Source organism: uncultured Friedmanniella sp., from assembly GCF_964244005.1.
In the GTDB taxonomy this organism is placed as follows: Bacteria; Actinomycetota; Actinomycetes; order Propionibacteriales; family Propionibacteriaceae; genus Microlunatus.
Genome location: NZ_CAXTHG010000014.1, coordinates 89,242 through 110,006 on the forward strand (window position 1 = coordinate 89,242; position 20,765 = coordinate 110,006).

The window sequence follows — 20,765 nt, forward strand, 5'->3', positions numbered from 1 at the left end:
GTGGCGACCATCGCGATCGGCTTTCCCGAGGCCGGCCTGGCCGGCGACCACGATGTCGTCGTAGCGGAGCGAGAACGCGTAGGCCGAGCCGGCTTTGTCGGTGTCGCCGTGCTGCAGGAACACCTGCCGGACCCGGCGGACACCGAGAAAGGTCCGGCTGGTGCACCCGGCAGGTGGTCGGCGAGCAGGACGGGCAGGCCGGTCTCGTGCGCCGACCGGTTGAGCAGCACCACGGCGAGCAGCAGCACGACGAGCGCGCCCCGTAGGATCGACCACGGCATTTTTCTCGTTCGGAAGGAAGCACGTCTGTGATCCGCACCCACGGTGCCGGCACTCTCGGGGCCGAGCACGCTGGAACCTCCGTCACCCTCGCCGGCTGGGTCGCCCGCCGCCGCGACCACGGTGGCGTGGCCTTCCTGGACCTCCGTGACTCCACCGGGGTCGTCCAGGTCGTGGTGCGCGATGAGATGCTGGCCGCGTCCGGCGCCCACGACCTCCGGAACGAGTACTGCGTCCGCGTCGTCGGCCAGGTCGCACCGCGGCCCGAGGGCAACGCCAACCCCGACCTGCCCACCGGGGCCGTCGAGGTCGTCACCACCGAGCTCGAGGTGCTGAGCGCCGCCGCTGCGCTCCCGTTCCAGATCGACGAGCGGGTCACGGTGGGGGAGGAGGCGCGGCTCAAGTACCGCTACCTCGACCTGCGTCGACCGGCTCAGGCCGCCGCCCTGCGGCTGCGCAGCAAGGTCAACCAGGTCGCCCGGACCGTGCTGACCGACCGTGACTTCGTCGAGATCGAGACGCCCACCCTGACCCGGTCGACGCCGGAGGGGGCCCGGGACTTCCTCGTCCCGGCTCGGCTCAAGCCCGGTGCCTGGTACGCCCTGCCGCAGAGCCCGCAGCTGTTCAAGCAGCTGTTGATGGTGGCGGGGATGGAGCGCTACTTCCAGATCGCGCGCTGCTACCGCGACGAGGACTTCCGCGCCGACCGGCAGCCCGAATTCACCCAGCTCGACGTCGAGATGAGCTTCGTCGACCAGGACGACGTCATCGCCTTGAGCGAAGAGATCCTGACCCGGATCTGGGCCCTGATCGGCGTCGAGCTGAGCACCCCGTTCCCGCGGATCACCTACGCCGAGGCGATGAACCGCTACGGCTCGGACAAGCCCGACCTCCGCTTCGGCACCGAGATCACCGAGCTGACCAGCTATTTCGCCGACACGCCCTTCCGGGTGTTCCAGGCCCCCTACGTCGGGGCGGTCGTGATGCCGGGCGGCGCGTCCCAGCCGCGCAAGACCCTCGACGCCTGGCAGGAGTTCGCGCGTCAGCGGGGGCACCGCGGCCTGGCGTACGTGCTGGTCGGTGCGGACGGCGAGCTGGGCGGCCCGGTCGCCAAGAACTTGTCCGAGACCGAGCGGCAGGGACTGGCCGCGCAGGTCGGCGCCGTGCCGGGGGACTGTGTCTTCTTCGCCGCCGGCCCGCGCACCGGCGCCCAGTCCCTCCTCGGCGCCACCCGGCTCGAGATCGGGCGCCGCGTCGGCCTGGTGGACGAGTCGGCCTGGGCGTTCACCTGGGTGGTCGACGCACCGCTGTTCGAGCCGGCCAGCCAGGCGGTCGCCTCGGGCGACGTCGCCGTCGGCGGTGGCGCCTGGACCGCGGTCCACCACGCGTTCACCTCGCCCAAGCCGGAGTCGCTGGAGACCTTCGACACCGACCCGGGCTCGGCCCTGGCCTACGCCTACGACGTGGTCTGCAACGGAAACGAGATCGGCGGCGGGTCGATCCGTATCCACCGACGCGACATCCAGGAGCGCGTCTTCGCGGTGATGGGGCTCAGCCAGGAGGAGGCGAACGAGAAGTTCGGCTTCCTGCTCGACGCCTTCAGCTTCGGCCCGCCGCCGCACGGCGGGATCGCGTTCGGCTGGGACCGTATCTGCGCCCTGCTCTCGGGCACGGACTCGATCCGTGACGTGATCGCCTTCCCGAAGTCCGGCGGCGGCGTCGACCCGCTGACCGATGCTCCGGCGCCGATCACGCCCCAGCAGCGCCGTGAGGCCGGCGTCGACGCCGTAGCCGGGAAAAACTGAATTCCGACTGAGTTCCACCTCTAAAGTCAGCGCGAACTGTCCCTTTTGGCCGCATCCACCCGCCGGTCGGAAAGAAAGTCGCAAAATGCACCGATGAGGGTCTTGCGCGGGCTCGTCACAACCTGCTTGAGTCAGTCACGCCGGTCGAGAAGCGTGCCGCGTCCTCTGCTTCCCATGAAGAGAACGGCCTGGTCATGTCCACTGTCGAGTACTCCGCACCGTCTGTCGCCCCTCGTCCGCTCACCGATCTGGACAGCGAACCGCTGCCGCGTCCGACACCTCGGCGGCGGACCCCCATCGGCGCCGAACCCGAGCCGGACTGGCGGGACTCCGCCGCCTGCATCGGCATCGACCTCAACCTGTTCTTCCCGATCAGCACCATCGGGGCCATTGCCCAGGCCCAGATCGACGAGGCGAAGTCGGTCTGCGCCGAGTGCCCCGTCCGGCGCGACTGTCTCGCCTGGGCGCTGGCCGTCGGCCCCGAGTTCGGGATCTTCGGGGGCTGCACCGACGACGAGCGACGCCGGCTGCGGCAGCGGCTGAACGTCGAGGTCAACTAGCCTGCCAGAGTGATGTGGCGGCCGCAGCGATGACCGAGGACCTTTTCGGTGACGTGGCGGCTCCCATCGGCCCTGCGGCGGGCAGTCTTGCCAGTCCGACCGGCAGCCTGGCTGACTCCGCCGGCGATCACCTGCCGCTGGCGGTCCGGATGCGTCCGCGCACGGTCGAGGAGATCGTCGGCCAGCAGCACCTGCTCGGCGCGGGCTCCCCGCTGCGACGGCTCGCCGCGGGCGAGGCGATGTCGGTGTTCCTCTGGGGGCCGCCCGGAGTGGGCAAGACCACCATCGCCGCGGTCGTCTCCCAGAGCACCCAGCGCCGGTTCGTCGAGGTCAGCGCGGTCACGGCCGGGGTGAAGGAGGTCCGGGCGGTCCTCGATCAGGCACGGCGCGACCTGCGGACCGGCCAGGAGACGGTCCTCTTCGTCGACGAGGTGCACCGGTTTTCGCGTACCCAGCAGGACGTGCTGCTGCCGGCGGTGGAGAACCGGCTGGTCACGCTGGTCGCCGCCACCACCGAGAACCCGAGCTTTTCGGTCATCTCACCCCTGCTGTCCCGGTCGTTGCTGCTGACCTTGCGGCCGCTCACCGACGACGACGTGAGCGCCCTGCTCGACCGGGCGCTGACCGAGGAACGCGGTCTGCGGACCAGGGCCGGCGAGGCGTACGAGCTCACCGGACCGGCCCGCACCACCCTGCTGCGACTGGCTGGCGGCGACGCGCGCCGGGCGCTCACCTACCTCGAGGAAGCCGCAGCCGGGGCGGCTGCGGTGGGCAGCCGGACGGTCGACGACGACGCGCTCGCCCGAGCCGTCGACCAGGCCTCCGTCCGCTACGACCGGGACGGCGACCAGCACTACGACGTGATCAGCGCCTTCATCAAGTCGGTCCGGGGCTCCGACGTCCAGGCCTCGCTGCACTACCTGGCCCGGATGATCACGGCCGGTGAGGACCCGCGCTTCATCGCGCGCCGGCTGGTGGTGCTGGCGTCGGAAGACATCGGGCTCGCCGACCCGAGCGCGCTCACCACCGCAGTGGCGGCCGCGGACGCCGTCGCGCTGATCGGCATGCCCGAGGGGCGGATCAACCTTGCCCAGGCGGTGATCGCGCTCGCCCTCGCGCCGAAGTCCAACGCGGTCATCGCCGCGATCAGCGCCGCGATCGCCGACGTCGAGGCGGGACTGATCGGCCTGGTGCCGCCGCACCTGCGCGACGCCCACTACGCCGGGGCCAAGAAGCTCGGCCACGGCGAGGGCTACCGCTACGCCCACGACGAGCCACGCGGCATCGCCGCCCAGCAGTACCTGCCCGACGAGCTCACCGGCGTCCGCTACTACACCCCGACCGACCACGGGGGCGAGGCGGCGATCGGCGCCCGGCTGACCCGGATCGAGGAGCTCCTCGGACGGGCTACCGACGCCTCCCCTGAGAAGTGACCCCCAGATGGCCTTATCTGCCCTCAGTCGGGCCTCTTGGCCTGTCTCGAGGTCGATTTCCAGGGCCGACCGTGGTTCACCCGGACCAGGACGGGCCGCGCGCGAGCCGGAGCGCTCCGGTGGCAGTGGCCGGGTCGACCTTCTCGCCGCGCTGCCGCACCTCCAGCACCCCGTCGGCCGCCAGCTCCGCGGCCACCTCACGGGCCGCGTCCATCGCCGTCCGCCACGTCTCACCGCCCGCGACCCGGGCCGCGTCGCTCGGACAGATCGTCACCGTCGGCTCCCGGTGCCGCAGCAGCGTCCGCATCGCGGCCGCGAGCCGCTGTCGCAAGCCGTCGTCGGTCGGCGGCTCCCACCAGGGTTCGCCGCGTTCGCCGAGCGCGACCTTGGCGTCCTGCACCCGGGCCCGGGCCGCCGCGACGGCCTCAGCCTCCCCGGACGCAGCGTGGACCGCGCGTCTGGCCGCCATCAGCTCCCCGACCAGCTCGGCCCGCAGACCGTCCGGGATGGTCGGGTCGCTCGCCCGCCAGCGGCGGCTGTCGATCACGAGGTGGTGGCCGTCAGCGGTACGTTCCGGTTCTGGGCGTTCCGGTTCGGTCCGCTCGGGCTCAGCCACGATCCCAGCCTGCCAGGGCGCGATAAGGTTTCGCGAGCGGCCCACGTCGGGTCCGCCCCGCAACAGCCTGCCCCCAGCAGAAGGAAGTCCCATGTCGTTAGGAGCAATCGCCGGCCTCATCGCCGCCATTGCCTTCGTCGCCCTCGTCGCTATCGTGGCCGTCCCGCTGTTCAAGCTGGGACGCGTGCTCGAGGAGGTCCGGCTGGCGGTCCGTGACATCGGGCACGAGTCGGTCCCGATCCTGACCGAGCTGCAGGGGACCGTCCGCGCCACGAACGCCGAGCTGGAGAAGATCGGCGTCGTCACCGCCGACGTCGCGACCGTGAGCCGCAACGCCACCGTGGTCAGCGGCAACGCGGCGAACCTCACCACACTGTTCTCCGCGACCCTCGGCGGACCGCTGGTCAAGACCGCCGCGCTCACCTACGGCGTCCGCAAGGCGCTGAGCGGTGAGGGCTCGGGCAAGCGTCTGGCCAAGCGGAGCAAGTCGTGATCCGCCGGCTGGTGTGGTTTGCGGCCGGCGCCGGTCTGGCGCTCTGGCTGTGGTCGAAGGTACGCGGCTCGCTGCGCCGCGCCACCCCGGAAGCGGTCGGTCACCGGGTCGCGGAGTCCGCGATCGGGGTCGGCGAGTCGGCTCGCGACTTCATCGGCCGGGTACGAGCTGCGGCGGCCGAGCGCGAAGCGGAGCTCCGCGGTGCCTTCTTGGGCGGAGCAGAGTCCGACGCTCTCGGCCTGACCGAGCCGCCCACCTCCTAGGAGGGTGGTGTCAAACGCCGACCTACTGCGCGGCACCCGGGCACGCACCGGGCTTCGTTGCCGTCGTCGCGGAGAGAACCCCGCTATCCGACTCCTCCGGCGCCTTGCCCAGCACGTACCCGGGCACCTGCTCGCTACGGCCGCCGTTCGACACCACCCTCCTAGGCACCTGCCTGGCCCCTCCCCGAAGGACCCCCATGAACACCGCCGAGATCCGGCGCCGCTTTCTCGACTACTTCGCGTCGCGCGGCCACGAGGTGGTGCCCTCAGCACCGCTGCTCTACAACGACCCGACCCTGCTCTTCGTCAACGCCGGCATGGTCCCCTTCAAGCCGTACTTCACCGGCGCCGAGACGCCGCCGTACGACCGGGCCACGTCGGTCCAGAAGTGCGTCCGCACCCTCGACATCGAGGAGGTCGGCAAGACCACGCGACACGGCACCTTCTTCCAGATGAACGGCAACTTCTCCTTCGGCGACTACTTCAAGGCTGAGGCGATCCGGTACGCCTGGGAGCTCGTCACCGGCAGCCAGGACGCGGGCGGCCTCGGCTTCGACCCCGACAGCGTCTGGGTCACCGTGCTGCACAGCGACGACGAGGCGGCGGCCCTCTGGGCCAACATCGCCGGCCTGCCGGCCGAGCGGATCCAGCGCCGCGGGCTGCTCGACAACTACTGGCACATGGGGATCCCCGGCCCCGGGGGCCCCTGCAGCGAGATCTACATCGACCGCGGACCGGCGTACGGCCGCGACGGTGGGCCCGTCGTCGACGAGGACCGGTTCCTGGAGATCTGGAACCTGGTCTTCATGCAGGAGGAGCTGGCCACCGTCCGGGCCAAGGACGACTTCGACATCGTCGGTGACCTGCCGCGCAAGAACATCGACACGGGGATGGGCCTCGAGCGGGTCGCGCTGCTGCTGCAGGGCGTCGACAACCTGTACGAGATCGACCAGGTCTTCCCCGTCATCACCCGCGCCACTGAGCTGTCGAGCCGAACGTACGGCGCCGGCGGCCCGGAGGGTCACACCGATGACGTGCGGATGCGGGTCGTGGCGGACCACATCCGTTCCGGCCTGATGCTGATCGCGGACGGCGTGACCCCCGGCAACGAGGGCCGTGGCTACGTGCTGCGCCGGCTGCTGCGGCGGACGGTTCGTTCGATGCGGCTGCTGGGCGTGCACGAGCCGGTGCTGCCCGAGCTGCTGCCGGTCAGCCGCGACGCGATGGGGGAGGCGTACCCGGAGGTGGTGGCGAACTTCGACCGGATCTCCGCCATCGCCTACGGGGAGGAGGACGCGTTCCGGCGCACCCTCACCACCGGTACCCAGATCTTCGACCTCGCCGTGGCCGACGCCAGGCAGTCAGCGGCGCCCTCGCTCTCGGGGGAGCGCGCGTTCCAGCTGCACGACACGTACGGCTTCCCGATCGACCTGACCCTGGAGATGGCCTCGGAGCAGGGGCTGGCCGTCGACGAGACCGGCTTCCGCCGGCTGATGGCCGAGCAGCGCGACCGCGCCAAGGCTGACGCCAAGTCCAAGAAGGCGGGTGCGGTCGGCAGTGAGGTCTACCGCGAGCTGCGCGTTCTCGGGCTGACCCCGTTCACCGGGTACGAGGAGCTGGTCACCGAGTCGCGCGTCCGTGGCATCGTGCGCGACGGCGAGCTCGTGCCCGCGGCGTCCGAGGGTGACGTGGTCGAGGTCGTGCTCGACCAGACGCCCTTCTACGCCGAGTCCGGCGGCCAGGACTCCGACGCCGGGGTGATCACCGCCGACGGCGTCCGGCTCGAGGTCGTCGACGTGCAACGCCCGGTCAAGGGCCTGGTCGTGCACCGGGTCCGGGTGGCCGAGGGAGAGCTGCGCAGCGGTACCGAGGTGCTCGCGGCGGTCGACGGCGAGTGGCGGCTCGGCGCCTGCCAGGCGCACTCGGGCACCCACGTGATGCACGCGGCGCTGCGCCAGGTCCTCGGTCCGACCGCGCTGCAGAGCGGCTCCTACAACAAGCCCGGCTACCTGCGGCTCGACTTCGCGTGGCCGTCCGGGCTCAGCCCGGCCCTGCGGTCCGACGTCGAGGAGGCGGCGAACGCGGCGCTCCGGCTCGACCTGGACGTCACCGCGGCGTACATGACGCTGGCCCGGGCGAAGGAGCTGGGCGCGCTGGCGCTGTTCGGCGAGACCTACGGCGAGGAGGTCCGCGTCGTCGAGATGGGCGGGCCCTGGTCGCGCGAGCTCTGCGGTGGCACCCACGTGCAGCACGCGTCCCAGATCGGCCTGGTCACGATCAACGCGGAGTCCTCGGTGGGTTCCGGCGTCCGCCGGGTCGAGGCGTTCGTCGGCATCGAGGCGTTCCGCTACCTGGCGAAGGAGCGCGCGCTCGTGTCCGGGCTGAGCGACGCCCTCAAGGTGCAGCCCGACCAGCTGAGCGACCGGGTCTCCCGGCTGGTCGAGCAGCTGCGGGCGGCGGAGAAGCAGATTGCCGACCTCAAGAGCCGCAACGTGCTGGCCGAGGTCGGCGCCATCGTGGCCACGGCGCACGACATGTGGGGTGTCTCCTACGTCGGGCACCACGCCGAGGGCGTGACCGGCGGCGACCTGCGGACGCTGGCGCTCGAGCTGCGTAACCGCCTCCAGGACCGGGCCGCGGTGATCGCGGTGGTCGGCGGTACGCCGGACAAGCCGAGCGTCGTCATCGTCACCACCGCCGGCGCGCGGGACCGTCGGCTCAAGGCCGGCGACCTGGTCCGGGCGGCGAGCGAGATCCTCGGTGGCCGCGGGGGCGGCAAGGACGACATCGCCCAGGGTGGCGGCACCGACGGCACCAAGGTGGCCGACGCGCTCACCGCCGTCGAGCACGCCATCGGCCACACCCTCCAGTCCTGAGTCGGGCGGCGGCGTGGTGGCGGAGTTCCGGCGCGGCCGGCGCCTGGGTCTCGACTGGGGCGACGCGCGGATCGGGGTGGCCGAGTGCGACCCCGACGGTCTGGTCGCCTACCCACGGGACACCGTCGCGGCCGGCCCGGCCGAGCTCGTCCAGCTCGCCGCGATCGTGGCGGCGGTCGAGCCGCTCGAGGTGGTCGTCGGACTGCCCCGGTCGCTCAACGGCTCGGAGGGTCCGGCCGCCGTCAAGGTCCGGGAGCGCGCAGCGGCCCTCGCGGCGGCACTCATCGCCGGTGGGGTCGCCGTGCCGGTCCGGCTGGTCGACGAACGGCTGTCCACCGTCAGCGCGTCCCGCCGGCTGCGGGAGGGGGGCCGCAAGGCCAGAGCGCAGCGCGGCGTCATCGACATGGCGGCCGCCGCGGAGATCCTGGAGCACGCGCTCGCGGTCGAGCGTGCCTCGGGTGTCGCCGCCGGAGAGTTAGTATCGTCCACTGTTCCCGTCGACGAGGCGGTCAGGACCAGCGCAGACCTCGAGGGAGACCCACCGCGTGACATCGATGCTCGACCCGGAGGTCAAGCCGAGCCCGGCGCGTGAGATCGCCCACCGGGGCAAGGGCTGCCTGGCGGTCGTCCTGGCTCTCGCGGTGCTGGTCTTCGGCGGCTACTTCGTCTGGGACCGCACGAGCACGTTCCTCTCCGGCATCGGTGAGGTGCCCGACTACCCGGGACCGGGCAAGGCTGCCGTCACCATCACCATCCCCGAGGACTCCTCCCTCGACGGCATCGGGTCGGTGCTGCTCGAGGACGACGTGGTCAAGTCGAGCAAGGCCTGGGACGCCGCCGTGCGCGCGGAGCCCCGCGCCACGAGCATCCAGTCCGGCCGCTACCTGATGAAGACCCAGATGAAGGCCGTCGACGCCCTCAACCTGCTCATCAACCCCGGCGAGTCGCGGGTTCGCGCCCAGTTCACCGTGCCGGAGGGACTGCGGCTCAGCGCGCAGGTGACGGCACTGGCCAAGGCCACCAAGATCAAGAAGTCGGCGTACGAGAAGGCGCTGGACGACCCGTCGAGCCTGGGGCTGCCGAGCTACGCCAAGAACCGGCCCGAGGGCTTCCTGTTCCCCGACACCTACGAGCTCACCGCCGACGCGACCGCGACCTCGACGCTGCGCCAGATGGTCAGCCAGTACAAGAACGTCACCGACGACATCGGGCTGGAGGCCGAAGCGAAGAAGCTCGGCCGGTCGCCGTACGAGGTGCTGATCGTGGCCAGCATCATCGAACGCGAGGTCAACCAGAACCAGTACCGCGCCAAGGTCGCGCAGGTTCTATACAACCGGCTCGACGCGGGCATGAAGCTCGGCCTGGACTCGACCGTCATCTACGCCGAGAACCTGAAGACCAACACGACGACGCCGGAGGACCAGGCCAGCAAGTCCCCGTACAACACCTACCGCTACCAGGGCCTGCCGCCCGGGCCGATCTCCGCGCCCGGGAAAGCGGCGCTGGAGGCCGCGGCCAACCCGGAGCAGGGTGACTGGCTCTTCTTCGTCACCGTCAACTTCAAGACGGGTGAGACGAAGTTCGCGTCCAACGAGGCCGACTTCGAGAAGATCCGGGCCGAGTTCCAGCAGTACTGCCGGGACAACCCGGGCACCTGTGACAGCTGAGGTCGGCCGTTCGGGTCGGCGCTGCGCCGTGCTCGGTTCGCCGATCGCGCACTCGCTGTCGCCGGCGCTGCACCAGGCGGCGTACGGCGTGCTCGGGCTGGACTGGAGCTACGACCGGTACGAGGTCAGCGAGGCCGACCTGACTGGTTTTGTCGCCGGCTGCGACGCGTCCTGGCGCGGGCTCAGCCTGACGATGCCGCTCAAGGTCGCGGCCCTCGCGCTCGGTGAGGTCGATCCCGTCGCCGCTCAGGCCGGCGCGGCGAACACGCTCGTCTGGGAGCCCGAGGGTCGACGCGTCCTGTTCAACACCGACGTTGCGGGGCTGGTCTGGGCACTGACCCGGGCCGGCGTGGCCCGGCTGCCGCGGGTGACGATCCTCGGCGCGGGGGCCACCGCCCGTTCGACGCTCGTCTCGGTGAGCCAGCTCGGCGCCGGGACGGTGACGGTGGTGGCGCGGACGCCCAGCCGCGCCGAGCCGCTGCAGGTGCTCGGCGCCGAGCTGGGGGTCACCGTCGACGTGCAGCAGTGGGCCGCGCCGCTGCCGTTGGCGGACGCGCTGCTCAACACCGCCGTCGCGGGGGCGGCAGACACGCTGGCCGGCGCGGCCGCCGCCAGCGCCCCGCTCGTCTTCGACGCGATCTACGACCCCTGGCCGACGCCGCTCGCCCTCGCGGCCACCGCCGCCGGCCGGACGGTGGTCAGCGGCCTCGACCTCCTGGTCGGCCAGGCGCTGCGCCAGCTCGAGCTGATGACCGGCTCGTCGGTCGACCCCGACGTCCTGTACGCCGCCGGACGGGCCGCCCTCGCCGCGCGCGTGGGAGACTGATCCTCATGCTCAGATGGCTGACGGCAGGGGAATCGCACGGTCCGGCGCTGGTGGCGGTGCTCGAGGGACTACCCGCTCACGTGCAGGTGACCAGCGCCGACATCGCCGACGCCCTGGGGCGGCGTCGACTCGGCTTCGGCCGCGGCGCCCGGATGAAGTTCGAGGCGGACGCGGTGACCATCCTCGGTGGCGTCCGGCACGGCGAGAGCCAGGGCGGACCCGTCGCGATCCAGGTCGGCAACACCGAGTGGCCCAAGTGGGAGACCGTGATGTCGGCCGACCCGGTCGACGCCGACGTGCTCGCCGGGCAGGCCCGCAACGCGGCGCTGACCCGACCCCGTCCCGGGCACGCCGACCTGGCCGGGATGCAGAAGTACGACTTCGACGAGGCCCGTCCGGTCCTCGAACGGGCCAGTGCCCGCGAGACCGCGGCGCGGGTCGCCCTCGGCCGGGTCGCTACCGCGTTCCTGCAGCAGGCCCTCGGGGTCCAGGTGCTGAGCCACGTGGTCGAGCTGGGGACGGTCGCCGCGCCGGCCGGCGTGGTGCCGACCTGGGCCGACCTGGCGGCCGTCGACGCCGACCCGGTGCGGTGTTTCGACCCGGCCGCCGCGGCGGCCATGGTGGCCGAGGTCGAGGCGGCGCAGAAGGACGGCGACACCCTCGGCGGCGTGGTCGAGGTCGTCGTCTGGGGCCTGCCGCCCGGGCTCGGCTCGCACGTGCACTGGGACCGGCGGCTCGACTCCCGGCTCGCCGGCGCGCTGATGGGCATCCAGGCGATCAAGGGGGTCGAGGTCGGCGACGGCTTCACCCTCGCCCGGACCCGCGGCAGCGCGGCGCACGACGAGATCGTCGCGGGTGAGCACGGAATCGCCCGCGCCTCGCACCGCTCCGGCGGGACCGAGGGCGGGATGAGTACCGGCGAGGTGCTTCGGGTCCGAGCCGCGATGAAGCCGATCGCCACCGTGCCGCGGGCGCTGCGGACCATCGACACCACGACCGGGGAGAACGCGGTCGCCCACCACCAGCGGTCCGACGTCTGCGCGGTGCCGGCCGCCGGCGTGGTCGCGGAGGCGATGGTCGCCCTGGTGGTGGCCGACGCCGTGCTGGAGAAGTTCGGCGGCGACTCGGTCGAGGAGACCAAGCGCAACTACGAGGGCTACCTCAAGCAGGTCGCCGAGCGCGGCCTCGCGGTCGACAGCCGGTGAGCGTGTCGATCGTCCTGGTCGGCGCGCCCGGATCGGGCAAGTCGACGGTCGGGGCGCTGCTGGCGGAGCGTCTCGGGTGTGAGTTCGTCGACGTGGACGCCGAGATCGAGGACCGGACCGGCCGCACCATCGCCGAGATCTTCGCCGACGACGGCGAGCCGGCCTTCCGTGCGTTGGAGGAGGAGACGACCGCCGAGCTGCTCGGCCGTGGCGGCGTCCTGTCCCTGGGCGGGGGAGCGGTGCTCTCCGCCACGACCCGGGCTGCGCTCAGCGGCCACCGTGTCGTCTGGTTGCGGGTCAGTGCGTCCACGGCGGTCTCCCGGGTCGGGCTGAACGAGGCCCGGCCGCTGCTGCTCGGCAACGTCCGCGGCCGGCTGATCAAGCTGCTCGCCGAACGCGCCCCGCTGTACGCCGAGGTGGCCACCGAGCAGGTCGCGACCGACGTCCTCAGCCCGGACGCGGTCGTCGACTCGCTCCTCGGCACGGAGCGGGTCGATGCCTGAGCCGACCCGGATCGCCGTCTCGGCCGAACGGCCGTACGAGGTGCTGGTCGGCCACGACCTGCTGTCCTCGCTCGCGGGGCTGCTGGGGTCGAAGGTGCAGCGGGTGGCGGTGCTGCACCCGCCGCCACTGATCGCCCTCGCCGAGTCGGTCGTGCACCGGCTGACGGCGGCCGGGTACGTCCCCGTCCGGATCGACGTCCCGGACGCCGAAGCGGCCAAGACCGCCGAGGTGGCGGCACGCTGCTGGTCCGTCCTCGGCCAGGCCGGTTTCACCCGCTCCGACGCGGTCGTCGGCGTCGGCGGCGGATCGACCACCGACCTCGCGGGCTTCGTGGCGGCCACCTGGCTGCGCGGCGTCCGGCTCGTCCAGGTACCGACCAGCGTGCTCGGCATGGTCGACGCCGCGGTCGGGGGCAAGACCGGGATCAACACTCCCGAGGGCAAGAACCTGGTTGGTGCGTTCTACGAGCCGGCTGGGGTGCTCTGCGACCTCGACGTCCTCACCACCTTGCCGCGGCCGGACCTGGTGGCCGGGCTCGCCGAGGTGGTCAAGTGCGGTTTCATCGCCGACCCGGAGATCCTGACGCTGGTCGAGGCGGACCCAGACGCCGCGACGGCCGCCGGGTCGCCGGTGCTGCGGGAGCTGGTCGAACGCTCCATCCGGGTCAAGGCCGACGTCGTCTCGGCGGACCTCAGGGAGGCAACCTCGGTCGGTGGCCAGGTGGGCCGCGAGCTGCTGAACTACGGCCACACGCTCGGCCACGCCGTCGAACGGCGCGAGCACTACCGCTGGCGACACGGTGAGGCGGTCAGCGTCGGCCTGGTCTTCGCCGCCGAGCTGGCCCGGCGGGCCGACCTGCTCGACGACGCCACCGCCAGCCGGCACGCGGCGGTCCTGACCAGCCTCGGCCTGCCCACCAGCTACGCCGCCGACGCGTTCGACGACCTGGTCGCCACGATGGGTCTGGACAAGAAGACCCGCGGCTCGACGCTCCGCTTCGTCGTCCTGAACGGCCTTGCGTCGGCCGAGATCCTGGCGGGCCCCTCACCGGAGCTGCTGCGCTCGGCCTACGCGGCCGTATCGACTGCCTAGTGTCGGACTCGGTCCACGACATCTCGGTGTCGGTCCAGGCGCGGTTGGACGAAGGCCGCCGTCGGCTATCCGTTCTGGCGGTCGGCGCAGGGCAGCCTGTCCCCTGGGGCCGGTTGACGTCCGGCGACGGCCCGATCATCGGCTCCGGCGCCGCCAACCGGAGCCGAACGGAGGCGATGGAGGCCAACCCCCTGGGCGGTGAACTCCACCGTGACGTTCCGGCCACCGCGTGGTCACGAGGACGCCTCGGCCGATCTGTGGACAACTCGTGGCCCGGGAGGACGTGGGGAAGAATCGACCCATGACCTCCTACGAGCACTTCGCCGAGGCGGCCCACGCGTACGCGGACCTGGTTGCGCAGATCCGACCGGATCAGTGGGACAGCCCCGGTCTCGGCGTCTGGGACCTGCGCGCCCTCGTCGGCCACGGCGCCCGCGCTCTGATCACCGTCGACACCTACCTGGACCGACCTGCGGCCGAGGTCGTGCTGGACGGTCCGGTCGCCTACCTCACGTCGGTCGGCGCGAGCGGCAACTCAGCGGGCGGCGACCCGGGGGCGGTGGCCGAACGCGGCCGCCAGGCCGGGGCATCGCTCGGCGCCGACCCGGCCGCGGCCGTCCGGGTCCTGGTCGAGCGCGTGCTGCCCCGGGTGGAGCGGGCCGGCGACCCGGTGATCGAGACCATCGGCGGCGGGATGCGGCTGAGCGACTATCTGCCGACCCGGACGTTCGAGCTGGTCGTCCACGGCCTCGACGTCGCGCGGGCGAGCGGCCAGCCGCCGTCCGCGCTGGGCGAGGAGGTCCTCGACGAGGTCACCGTCCTCGCGGCGTCCGCCGCCGTCCGGCACGGCGGCGGAGCGGTGCTGCTCGCGGCCCTCACCGGACGGGCGCCGCTGCCCGAGGACTTCTCGGTCGTCTGACCGAGTCGGCCGGGGGACTAGCACGAGGGACTAGAGTGAGTGGCTGCCCATGACCGGACGGGCGGAGCGTGACACGGGCGACCGTGGCACGAGACCAGAGTGATGAGAAGGGTATGCGTACGTGGCGTCGACGAATGATCTGAAGAACGGCATGGTCCTCGACCTGGACGGCCAGCTGTGGTCGGTGGTCTGGTTCCAGCACCACAAGCCGGGCAAGGGCAACACGGTCGTGCGGACCAAGCTCAAGCACGTGCTGTCCGGCAAGGTGGTCGACCGGACCTTCAACTCCGACACCAAGGTCGACACCGCCAGCGTCGACCGCCGCGACATGCAGTACCTCTACCACGACGGCGCGGGCTTCGTCTTCATGGACACCAGCTCCTACGAGCAGGTGACGATCAGCGACGAGACCGTCGGCGACGCCAAGAACTACCTCCTCGAGGAGCAGATCGCCACGGTCGCGATCCACGAGGACAACCCGCTCTACATCGACCTGCCCGCCTCGGTCGAGCTGCTCATCACCTACACCGAGCCCGGCCTGCAGGGCGACCGCAGCACCGGTGGGACCAAGCCGGCGACGCTGGAGACCGGCCTTCAGATCCAGGTCCCATTGTTCATCACCAACGGCGAGAAGGTGAGGGTCGACACCCGGACGAGCGACTACCTCGGTCGCGTCGGCTGACGGTGCCCGCACCCGACCAGCCCGCACCCGACCAGCCCGCACCCGACCAGCCCGCACCAGACCGCGTCCGCACCCACCTGTCGACGCGGAGCAAGGCCCGCAAGCGGGCCCTCGACATCTTGTTCGAGGCCGACCTGCGCGGTGAGGACCCGATCTCGACCCTGGACGTCCGGGCCGACCTCGCCGACCCGCCGGTCCGCGACTACACCGCCGACCTCGTCCGCGGCGTGGTCCGGCACGGCGGGGAGGTCGACCGACGGATCGCCGCCTGCATGAGTGGCGGCTGGTCCCTCGAGCGGATGCCGCGGGTCGACCGCGCCGCCGCCCGGATCGCCGTCTACGAGATCGACCACAGCGACACCCCGGACGAGGTGGCGATCGCCGAGGCCGTCGCGCTGGTCGGCGACCTGTCGACCGAGGAGTCGCCCGCCTACCTCAACGGGCTGCTCGGCGCGGTGCTGACGACCAAGCAGCCGGACCAGGGCGACGATGTCGCCGCGGTGAGCTCGGTCGCGGACCCCGGCTGAGCCAAGCCTTCCGGTCGGAGCCCGGCTGCTCAGCTCGACCACGTACATGGCGGCGAGCAGCAGCAGGGCGCCTAGCACCGTCCGTCCGGTCAGGGCGGTGCCGGCCAAGGCGGCGGTGATCCCGGCCACCGCAGGCTCCAGGGTCAGGATCACCGCAGCCCGGGTCGCGCGTACCCGGGACTGCGCCCAGCTCAGCAGGGCCATCGCCACGGCACTGGCGAGGACGGCGAGGAAGAGCACGCTGCCCCACGCCGCAGCGTCCGGCGGCAGGACCGGCAGCGGCGAGCCACCCGTGGCCACCGGCCGGACGAGCAGGACGAGCAGCCCCAGTCCGGTCACGGTGGCTGCTTGGGCTCGGGCCAGCCGCAGCGCGTGCCCGGGGGCCGACCACCGCGACAACAGCACGAGGTGCAGACCCCAGACCGTCGCGGAGGCCATCGTGACCAGCTCACCAGCGCCGAGCCCGGTCGAGCGCAGCCCCAGGACCAGCACCCCGGTCGCGGCCAGCCCGACCCCGACCGCGGTGGCCCGGCCGAGTCGCTCGCGATACAGCAGCCAGCCGGCCAGGGGAGCGATCACCACCAGCAGGCCGGTCAGGAACCCGGAGGTGAGGGCGTCGGTGCTGGTGAGGGCCCAGGTCTGCAGCAGGAAGCCCACCCCCCAGCAGACCGCCCAGGACCAGGGCACGACGCCGCAGCCCTACCGGTAGCGGCGGCGCGGAGCGGGTGAGGAGGCTCAGCACGACAGAGCCCAGCCCGAAGCGCCAGACCACCAGGTCAACCGGCGGGACGACCTCGGTCGCGCCGTCGGCCACCGTGAAGGTGACGCCCCAGATCACCGCCACCAGACCGAGGGCGGCGGGCGGCAGCCAGGGGATCCGGCTCAGCGATGTCGCAGCGGTCACACGAGGAGGAGCGTCCCGCGGTCCCCGCGATACCCCCGGCGGTCACCGACCTGAGCGGACCAGCTCTTCGACCCGCGCGCTCAGCTCGGCCTCGGCCCGGCGGAGGGTCTCCAGCCGCTGCTGACGGACAGCCAGCTCCTCGTCGGCCTCGGTCAGGATCCGCTCAGCCTCGAGCCGCGCCAGCCGGATGACCCGGTCGGCCGTCCGCTGGCTGTCCAGCAGCAGCCCGTACTCGTACGACCGGAGACTGTCCGCACCCACGGTGTCCGGGTCCGGAGCGGCTCCGGCGTCGGTCGGGGCGATCCGCGACCGGATCTCGGCCAGCCGGGTCTGCACGTCGGCGATCAGCTCGCGGAGCTCTCGGCTTGCGGAGTCGACCGTGAGGTGCTGCTGGGCCTGGTCCCGCGCAGCGGTCAGCACGTCGAGGGCCGCGACCGACAGCCGTTCGGTGGGGTCGTCGAGCGCCCCCACGTCGAAGGAGGCCGTGTGGAGGGACGACGTGTCCAGGTCGCGCGTGTCGGCCTCCTTCAGGGCCGGGATCTCCTCGGCCACCTTTTCCGCGGTCGCGTCGCCGGCAGCCCCGGCCGGGACGAGGGCGACGGTGTTGCGCAGCGGCACTTCCCGGACCGCGAGGACCGCGACCAGGGTGGCGATCGAGATGGCGGCGGCGATACCGAACAGCAGGCCGAACGAGTCGCCGTACGCGGCGTGCACGATGGCCTGCACGGGGGCGGGCAGGTCCTTGATGTCGAGGGTGCCGGTGGAGCTGCCGCCGGCGATGCCGGCCCCCTGCAGACCGGTGGTGATCTTGTCGCTCACCTGGCTGGCCAGCACCGCGCCCAGCACGGCGACGCCGACCGCACCGCCGAGCGAGCGGAAGAAGGAGATGGTGGCGGAGGTGGCGCCGACGTTCGCGACGTCGACGGTGTTCTGGACGGCGAGGACGATGTTCTGGATCAGGGCGCCGACGCCGATGCCCATCACGCCCATGGCGATCGCCACGAACCAGTACGGGGTGGTGTGGTCGATGGTGGCCAGCCCGGCGAGCCCGACGAGCAGCGCGACCGAACCGACGGCCATCAGCGGCTTCCACCGACCGGTCCGGGTGACGATCTGGCCGCCGATGGTGGAGGTGAACATCTGGCAGACGATCAGCGGGATGGTCATCAGCCCGGCCCGCGTCGGCGAGTGGCCGCCGGCGAGCTGGAAGTACTGGGTCAAGAACGTGCTGCTGCCGAACATCGCCACGCCCACCCCGAGGCTGGCGATGATCATCAGCACGGTGGTCCGGTTGTTGAGCAGCCGGATCGGCACCATCGGCTCCGACACGCGCAGCTCGGTGACGACGGCGAGAACGACCGCGACCAGGAAGCCGGCGAGGAAGAGACCGGACGGCCAGGAGATCCAGGCGTACTCGGTACCGGCGAAGGTCACCCAGAGCATCGGCAGCGCAGCGACCACGGCGATCAGCGCGGCGCCGACGTAGTCGATGGACACCTTGCGCTTGGTGAAGGGCAGGTGCAGGTTCAGCTGCAGCATGACGAGAGCGATCACGGCGAGCGGCACGCAGACGAAGAAGCACCAGCGCCAGTTGGCGTTGTCGGTGATCACGCCGCCGAGCAGCGGGCCCGAGACGGTGCTGACCGCCATCACCGCGCCCATGTAGCCGGAGTAGCGACCGCGCTGCCGCGGCGGGATGAGAGCGCCCATGATCGACTGGGTGAGCGCCACCAGCCCACCCATGGCGAGTCCCTGCAGCGCCCGGAACGCCATCATCGGCGGCACGGTCTGGGACAGTCCGGCGCCGATCGACCCGGCCACGAACAGCACGATCGCGAGCTGGACCAGCAGCTTCTTGTCGAACAGGTCGGAGAGCTTGCCCCAGATGGGGGTTGAGATCGTCATGGCCAGCAGGGAGGCGGTGATCACCCAGGTGTACTGGCGCTGGGTGCCGTGCAGGTCGGCCATGATCGTCGGTAGTGCGGTCGAGACGATGGTCGAGGACAGCAGCGCGGTGAACAAGGCGGCCAACAGGCCGGACATCACCTTGAGGATCTGCTTGTGCTCGGCGTCAGAGGCGCGGGTGGTGGCGGTCGCAACCGCGGTCGTGGTCATGCGTGGCCTTCGGTGGTCGATGAGCTGGTGCGGTGGGCGGGGGTCTGGGACTGAGCCGGTTCGAGGTCGTAGGTCGGGAGCGTCGGCAGCGTCTGGGTCGTTGGAGCGTCGTAAGCCTGCTCCAGCTGCCGGCAGACCGTGGTGTCGAGCCGGGCCATCAGGGTGGTCAGCGAGGCGATGTCGTTGTCGCCCCAGTCGTCGAGCATCGGCGCGAGCCGGTCGACGAGCTCGTGGCGGGCCGCTTCGAGCCGACGACGGCCGGTGTCGGTGAGTCCGAGCCGCCAGGCCCGCGCGTCGGCGGGGTCGAGACGTCGCTCGACGAGCCGGGCCTGCTCGAGCGGGACCACGGCGCGGGACACGACGGACGGGGCGATCTGCAGCCGGACAGCGACGTCGCCCGGTCGGGCGTCGCCCTCGGCCAGTGCCTTGAGGATGCCGATCGGCGTGCCGGCCAGGTCAAACGCTGTCGTCTGGCGGTGGGTGACGGCTCGCGAGGTGCGGATCAGCCGGCTCAAGGTGTCGAGGAGTCCGGCCGTGGCCTCGCGGCGGTCGCTGGTGGTCGTCATGAGCGTGCTCCTTGGTTGCTGTACGCAACGATATGACGCGGCGTTGCATAGCGCAACTATTCACGACGGCGGCTGCGCGGCCGCGGGCTGATAGCGTGTTCTGCGATCTACCAACCTTTAAGACCTGTCCTGTGAGGCAGGAAAGGACGGGCATGACCGCAGCCGGCTCGACGAGCTCCTCCCTGTTTCCACCGCCACCGTCGGCCCTGCTCGTTCTGGAGGATGGCCGGACCTTCGCCGGCCACGCCTTCGGCGCCGTCGGTGAGACCTTCGGCGAGGCGGTCTTCGCCACCGGCATGTCGGGCTACCAGGAAACCCTCACCGACCCCAGCTATCACCGCCAGGTCGTCGTAGCCACCGCGCCGCACATCGGCAACACCGGCTGGAACGACGAGGACGACGAGTCCGGACAGATCTGGGTGGCCGGCTACGTGGTCCGCGACGCCGCCCGGGTACCGTCCAGCTGGCGCTCCCGCCGTGGGCTGGAGGACGAGCTCCGCGCACAGGGCGTCGTCGGCATGTGCAACGTCGACACCCGCGCCCTCACCCGGCACCTGCGCGACCGCGGCGCCATGCGGGTCGGGCTCTCCAGCGTGGAGACCGACCCCGCGGCGCTGCTGCAGCGGGTCCGGGAGACGCCGGCGATGTCGGGGGCCCACCTGGCCGAGGAGGTGACGACTGCCGCCGCGTACGTGGTGCCGGCCGAGGGGGAGACCCGCTACCGGGTGGTCGCGGTGGACCTGGGCATCAAGTCGATGACCCCTCGCCAGATGGCAAAGCGGGGGATCGAGGTGCACGTCGTGCCGTCCACCACCTCCTTCGCCGCGATCGCCGCGCTGGAGCCGGACGGGGTCTTCTTCTCCAACGGGCCGGGCGACCCGAGCGCGACCGAGCATCCGGTCGAGCTGTTGCGGGCGGTGCTGGAGGCGGACATCCCGTACTTCGGCATCTGCTTCGGCAACCAGATCTTCGGCCGGGCGCTCGGCTTCGGCACCTACAAGCTGGGTTACGGCCACCGCGGCCTCAACCAGCCGGTGATGGACCTGCGCACCCGGCGGGTCGAGGTCACCTCGCACAACCACGGCTTCGCGGTCGACGCCCCGATCGGTGAGCCGGTGGCCACCCCCTACGGCACGGCGACGGTCAGTCACGTCGGGCTGAACGACTCGGTGGTCGAGGGGCTCGAGCTGCGCGACGCCGAGGGCCGGGTCCGCGGCTTCTCCGTCCAGTACCACCCCGAGGCCGCCGCCGGCCCGCACGACGCCAACTACCTCTTCGACCGGTTCGTCGACGTGATCAGCGCGCGGCAGGCGGTGGCCTGATGCCCCGCCGTACCGACATCGAGTCCATCCTCGTCATCGGCTCGGGGCCGATCGTGATCGGCCAGGCCTGCGAGTTCGACTACTCCGGCACCCAGGCCTGCCGGGTGCTGC

20 protein-coding genes and 2 pseudogenes are annotated in these 20,765 nt (G+C 71.8%); 17 read left to right on the forward strand and 5 right to left on the reverse strand.

From position 1 onward, the window contains the following. From ACFE76_RS10945 to ACFE76_RS10960, 4 genes are all read left to right on the forward strand, one after another. The gene (locus tag ACFE76_RS10945; RefSeq protein WP_375431787.1) at positions 1–312 is read left to right on the forward strand and encodes a hypothetical protein; all 312 of its coding nucleotides are present in this window, start codon (positions 1–3) and stop codon (positions 310–312) included. After that, a complete protein-coding gene (aspS, locus tag ACFE76_RS10950) occupies positions 309–2,084 on the forward strand; it encodes an aspartate--tRNA ligase (RefSeq protein WP_375431788.1) in 1,776 nt (591 codons plus the stop codon). The genes ACFE76_RS10945 and aspS overlap by 4 nt, the downstream gene beginning before the upstream one ends. A 194-nt stretch (positions 2,085–2,278) precedes the next feature. Continuing rightward, a complete protein-coding gene (locus ACFE76_RS10955) occupies positions 2,279–2,644 on the forward strand; it encodes a WhiB family transcriptional regulator (RefSeq protein WP_375431789.1) in 366 nt (121 codons plus the stop codon). A 29-nt stretch (positions 2,645–2,673) separates the two neighbouring features. Further along, positions 2,674–4,077: a replication-associated recombination protein A gene (locus tag ACFE76_RS10960; protein ID WP_375431790.1), complete on the forward strand. Its 1,404-nt coding sequence runs from the start codon at positions 2,674–2,676 to the stop codon at positions 4,075–4,077. A 76-nt stretch (positions 4,078–4,153) separates the two neighbouring features. On the opposite strand, the gene ACFE76_RS10965 is transcribed toward ACFE76_RS10960, so the two are convergent. Then, positions 4,154–4,693 carry a DUF3253 domain-containing protein gene (locus tag ACFE76_RS10965; RefSeq protein WP_375431791.1) on the reverse strand — a complete coding sequence of 180 codons (540 nt, stop codon included), beginning with the start codon at positions 4,691–4,693 and terminating at the stop codon, positions 4,154–4,156. A gap of 91 nt (positions 4,694–4,784) precedes the next feature. On the opposite strand from ACFE76_RS10965, the gene ACFE76_RS10970 reads away from it, so the two are divergent. The 12 genes from ACFE76_RS10970 to nusB all read left to right on the forward strand — a co-directional run bounded on the left by ACFE76_RS10970 (position 4,785) and on the right by nusB (position 15,747). Continuing rightward, a complete protein-coding gene (locus ACFE76_RS10970) occupies positions 4,785–5,186 on the forward strand; it encodes a DUF948 domain-containing protein (protein WP_375431792.1) in 402 nt (133 codons plus the stop codon). Continuing rightward, on the forward strand, positions 5,183–5,449 hold the full coding sequence (locus ACFE76_RS10975) for a hypothetical protein (protein ID WP_375431793.1): 267 nt from the start codon (positions 5,183–5,185) through the stop codon (positions 5,447–5,449). The genes ACFE76_RS10970 and ACFE76_RS10975 overlap by 4 nt, the downstream gene beginning before the upstream one ends. A gap of 197 nt (positions 5,450–5,646) precedes the next feature. Beyond that, a complete protein-coding gene (alaS, locus tag ACFE76_RS10980) occupies positions 5,647–8,325 on the forward strand; it encodes an alanine--tRNA ligase (RefSeq protein WP_375431794.1) in 2,679 nt (892 codons plus the stop codon). A 16-nt stretch (positions 8,326–8,341) separates the two neighbouring features. Next, the gene (gene ruvX, locus ACFE76_RS10985) at positions 8,342–8,917 is read left to right on the forward strand and encodes a Holliday junction resolvase RuvX (protein WP_375431795.1); all 576 of its coding nucleotides are present in this window, start codon (positions 8,342–8,344) and stop codon (positions 8,915–8,917) included. Further along, on the forward strand, positions 8,880–9,992 hold the full coding sequence (mltG, locus tag ACFE76_RS10990) for an endolytic transglycosylase MltG (protein WP_375431809.1): 1,113 nt from the start codon (positions 8,880–8,882) through the stop codon (positions 9,990–9,992). The genes ruvX and mltG overlap by 38 nt, the downstream gene beginning before the upstream one ends. After that, on the forward strand, positions 9,982–10,818 hold the full coding sequence (locus tag ACFE76_RS10995) for a shikimate dehydrogenase (RefSeq protein ID WP_375431796.1): 837 nt from the start codon (positions 9,982–9,984) through the stop codon (positions 10,816–10,818). Before mltG ends, ACFE76_RS10995 begins: the two co-directional genes overlap by 11 nt. 5 nt (positions 10,819–10,823) lie before the next feature. Next, complete coding sequence (gene aroC / locus ACFE76_RS11000) at positions 10,824–12,023, forward strand: chorismate synthase (RefSeq protein ID WP_375431797.1); 1,200 nt, start codon at positions 10,824–10,826, stop codon at positions 12,021–12,023. Between the two features lie 2 nt (positions 12,024–12,025). Further along, the gene (locus ACFE76_RS11005; RefSeq protein ID WP_375431798.1) at positions 12,026–12,526 is read left to right on the forward strand and encodes a shikimate kinase; all 501 of its coding nucleotides are present in this window, start codon (positions 12,026–12,028) and stop codon (positions 12,524–12,526) included. Continuing rightward, entirely contained in the window at positions 12,519–13,619 is a 1,101-nt protein-coding gene (gene aroB / locus ACFE76_RS11010; RefSeq protein ID WP_375431799.1) for a 3-dehydroquinate synthase, read from the forward strand. Before ACFE76_RS11005 ends, aroB begins: the two co-directional genes overlap by 8 nt. Before the next feature lie 301 nt (positions 13,620–13,920). Then, a complete protein-coding gene (locus ACFE76_RS11015; protein ID WP_375431800.1) occupies positions 13,921–14,538 on the forward strand; it encodes a maleylpyruvate isomerase N-terminal domain-containing protein in 618 nt (205 codons plus the stop codon). 121 nt (positions 14,539–14,659) lie between these two features. Continuing rightward, entirely contained in the window at positions 14,660–15,220 is a 561-nt protein-coding gene (gene efp, locus ACFE76_RS11020) for an elongation factor P (RefSeq protein ID WP_375431801.1), read from the forward strand. 2 nt (positions 15,221–15,222) lie between these two features. Then, on the forward strand, positions 15,223–15,747 hold the full coding sequence (gene nusB, locus ACFE76_RS11025; RefSeq protein WP_375431802.1) for a transcription antitermination factor NusB: 525 nt from the start codon (positions 15,223–15,225) through the stop codon (positions 15,745–15,747). Positions 15,748–15,795: 48 nt separating this feature from the next. Here nusB and ACFE76_RS11030 read toward each other — a convergent pair. The 4 genes and pseudogenes from ACFE76_RS11030 to ACFE76_RS11045 form a co-directional block, all read right to left on the reverse strand. Then, positions 15,796–16,434 (reverse strand): annotated as a pseudogene (locus tag ACFE76_RS11030) (EamA family transporter); the annotation flags it as partial. A gap of 49 nt (positions 16,435–16,483) precedes the next feature. After that, positions 16,484–16,651: pseudogene (locus ACFE76_RS11035) on the reverse strand (EamA family transporter); the annotation flags it as partial. Positions 16,652–16,693: 42 nt separating this feature from the next. Further along, on the reverse strand, positions 16,694–18,766 hold the full coding sequence (locus ACFE76_RS11040; RefSeq protein ID WP_375431803.1) for an MFS transporter: 2,073 nt from the start codon (positions 18,764–18,766) through the stop codon (positions 16,694–16,696). Continuing rightward, a complete protein-coding gene (locus tag ACFE76_RS11045; protein ID WP_375431804.1) occupies positions 18,763–19,332 on the reverse strand; it encodes a MarR family winged helix-turn-helix transcriptional regulator in 570 nt (189 codons plus the stop codon). Before ACFE76_RS11045 ends, ACFE76_RS11040 begins: the two co-directional genes overlap by 4 nt. Positions 19,333–19,484: 152 nt before the next feature. On the opposite strand from ACFE76_RS11045, the gene carA reads away from it, so the two are divergent. Continuing rightward, the gene (gene carA / locus ACFE76_RS11050) at positions 19,485–20,654 is read left to right on the forward strand and encodes a glutamine-hydrolyzing carbamoyl-phosphate synthase small subunit (protein ID WP_375431805.1); all 1,170 of its coding nucleotides are present in this window, start codon (positions 19,485–19,487) and stop codon (positions 20,652–20,654) included. The last annotated feature ends 111 nt before the right edge of the window (positions 20,655–20,765 follow it).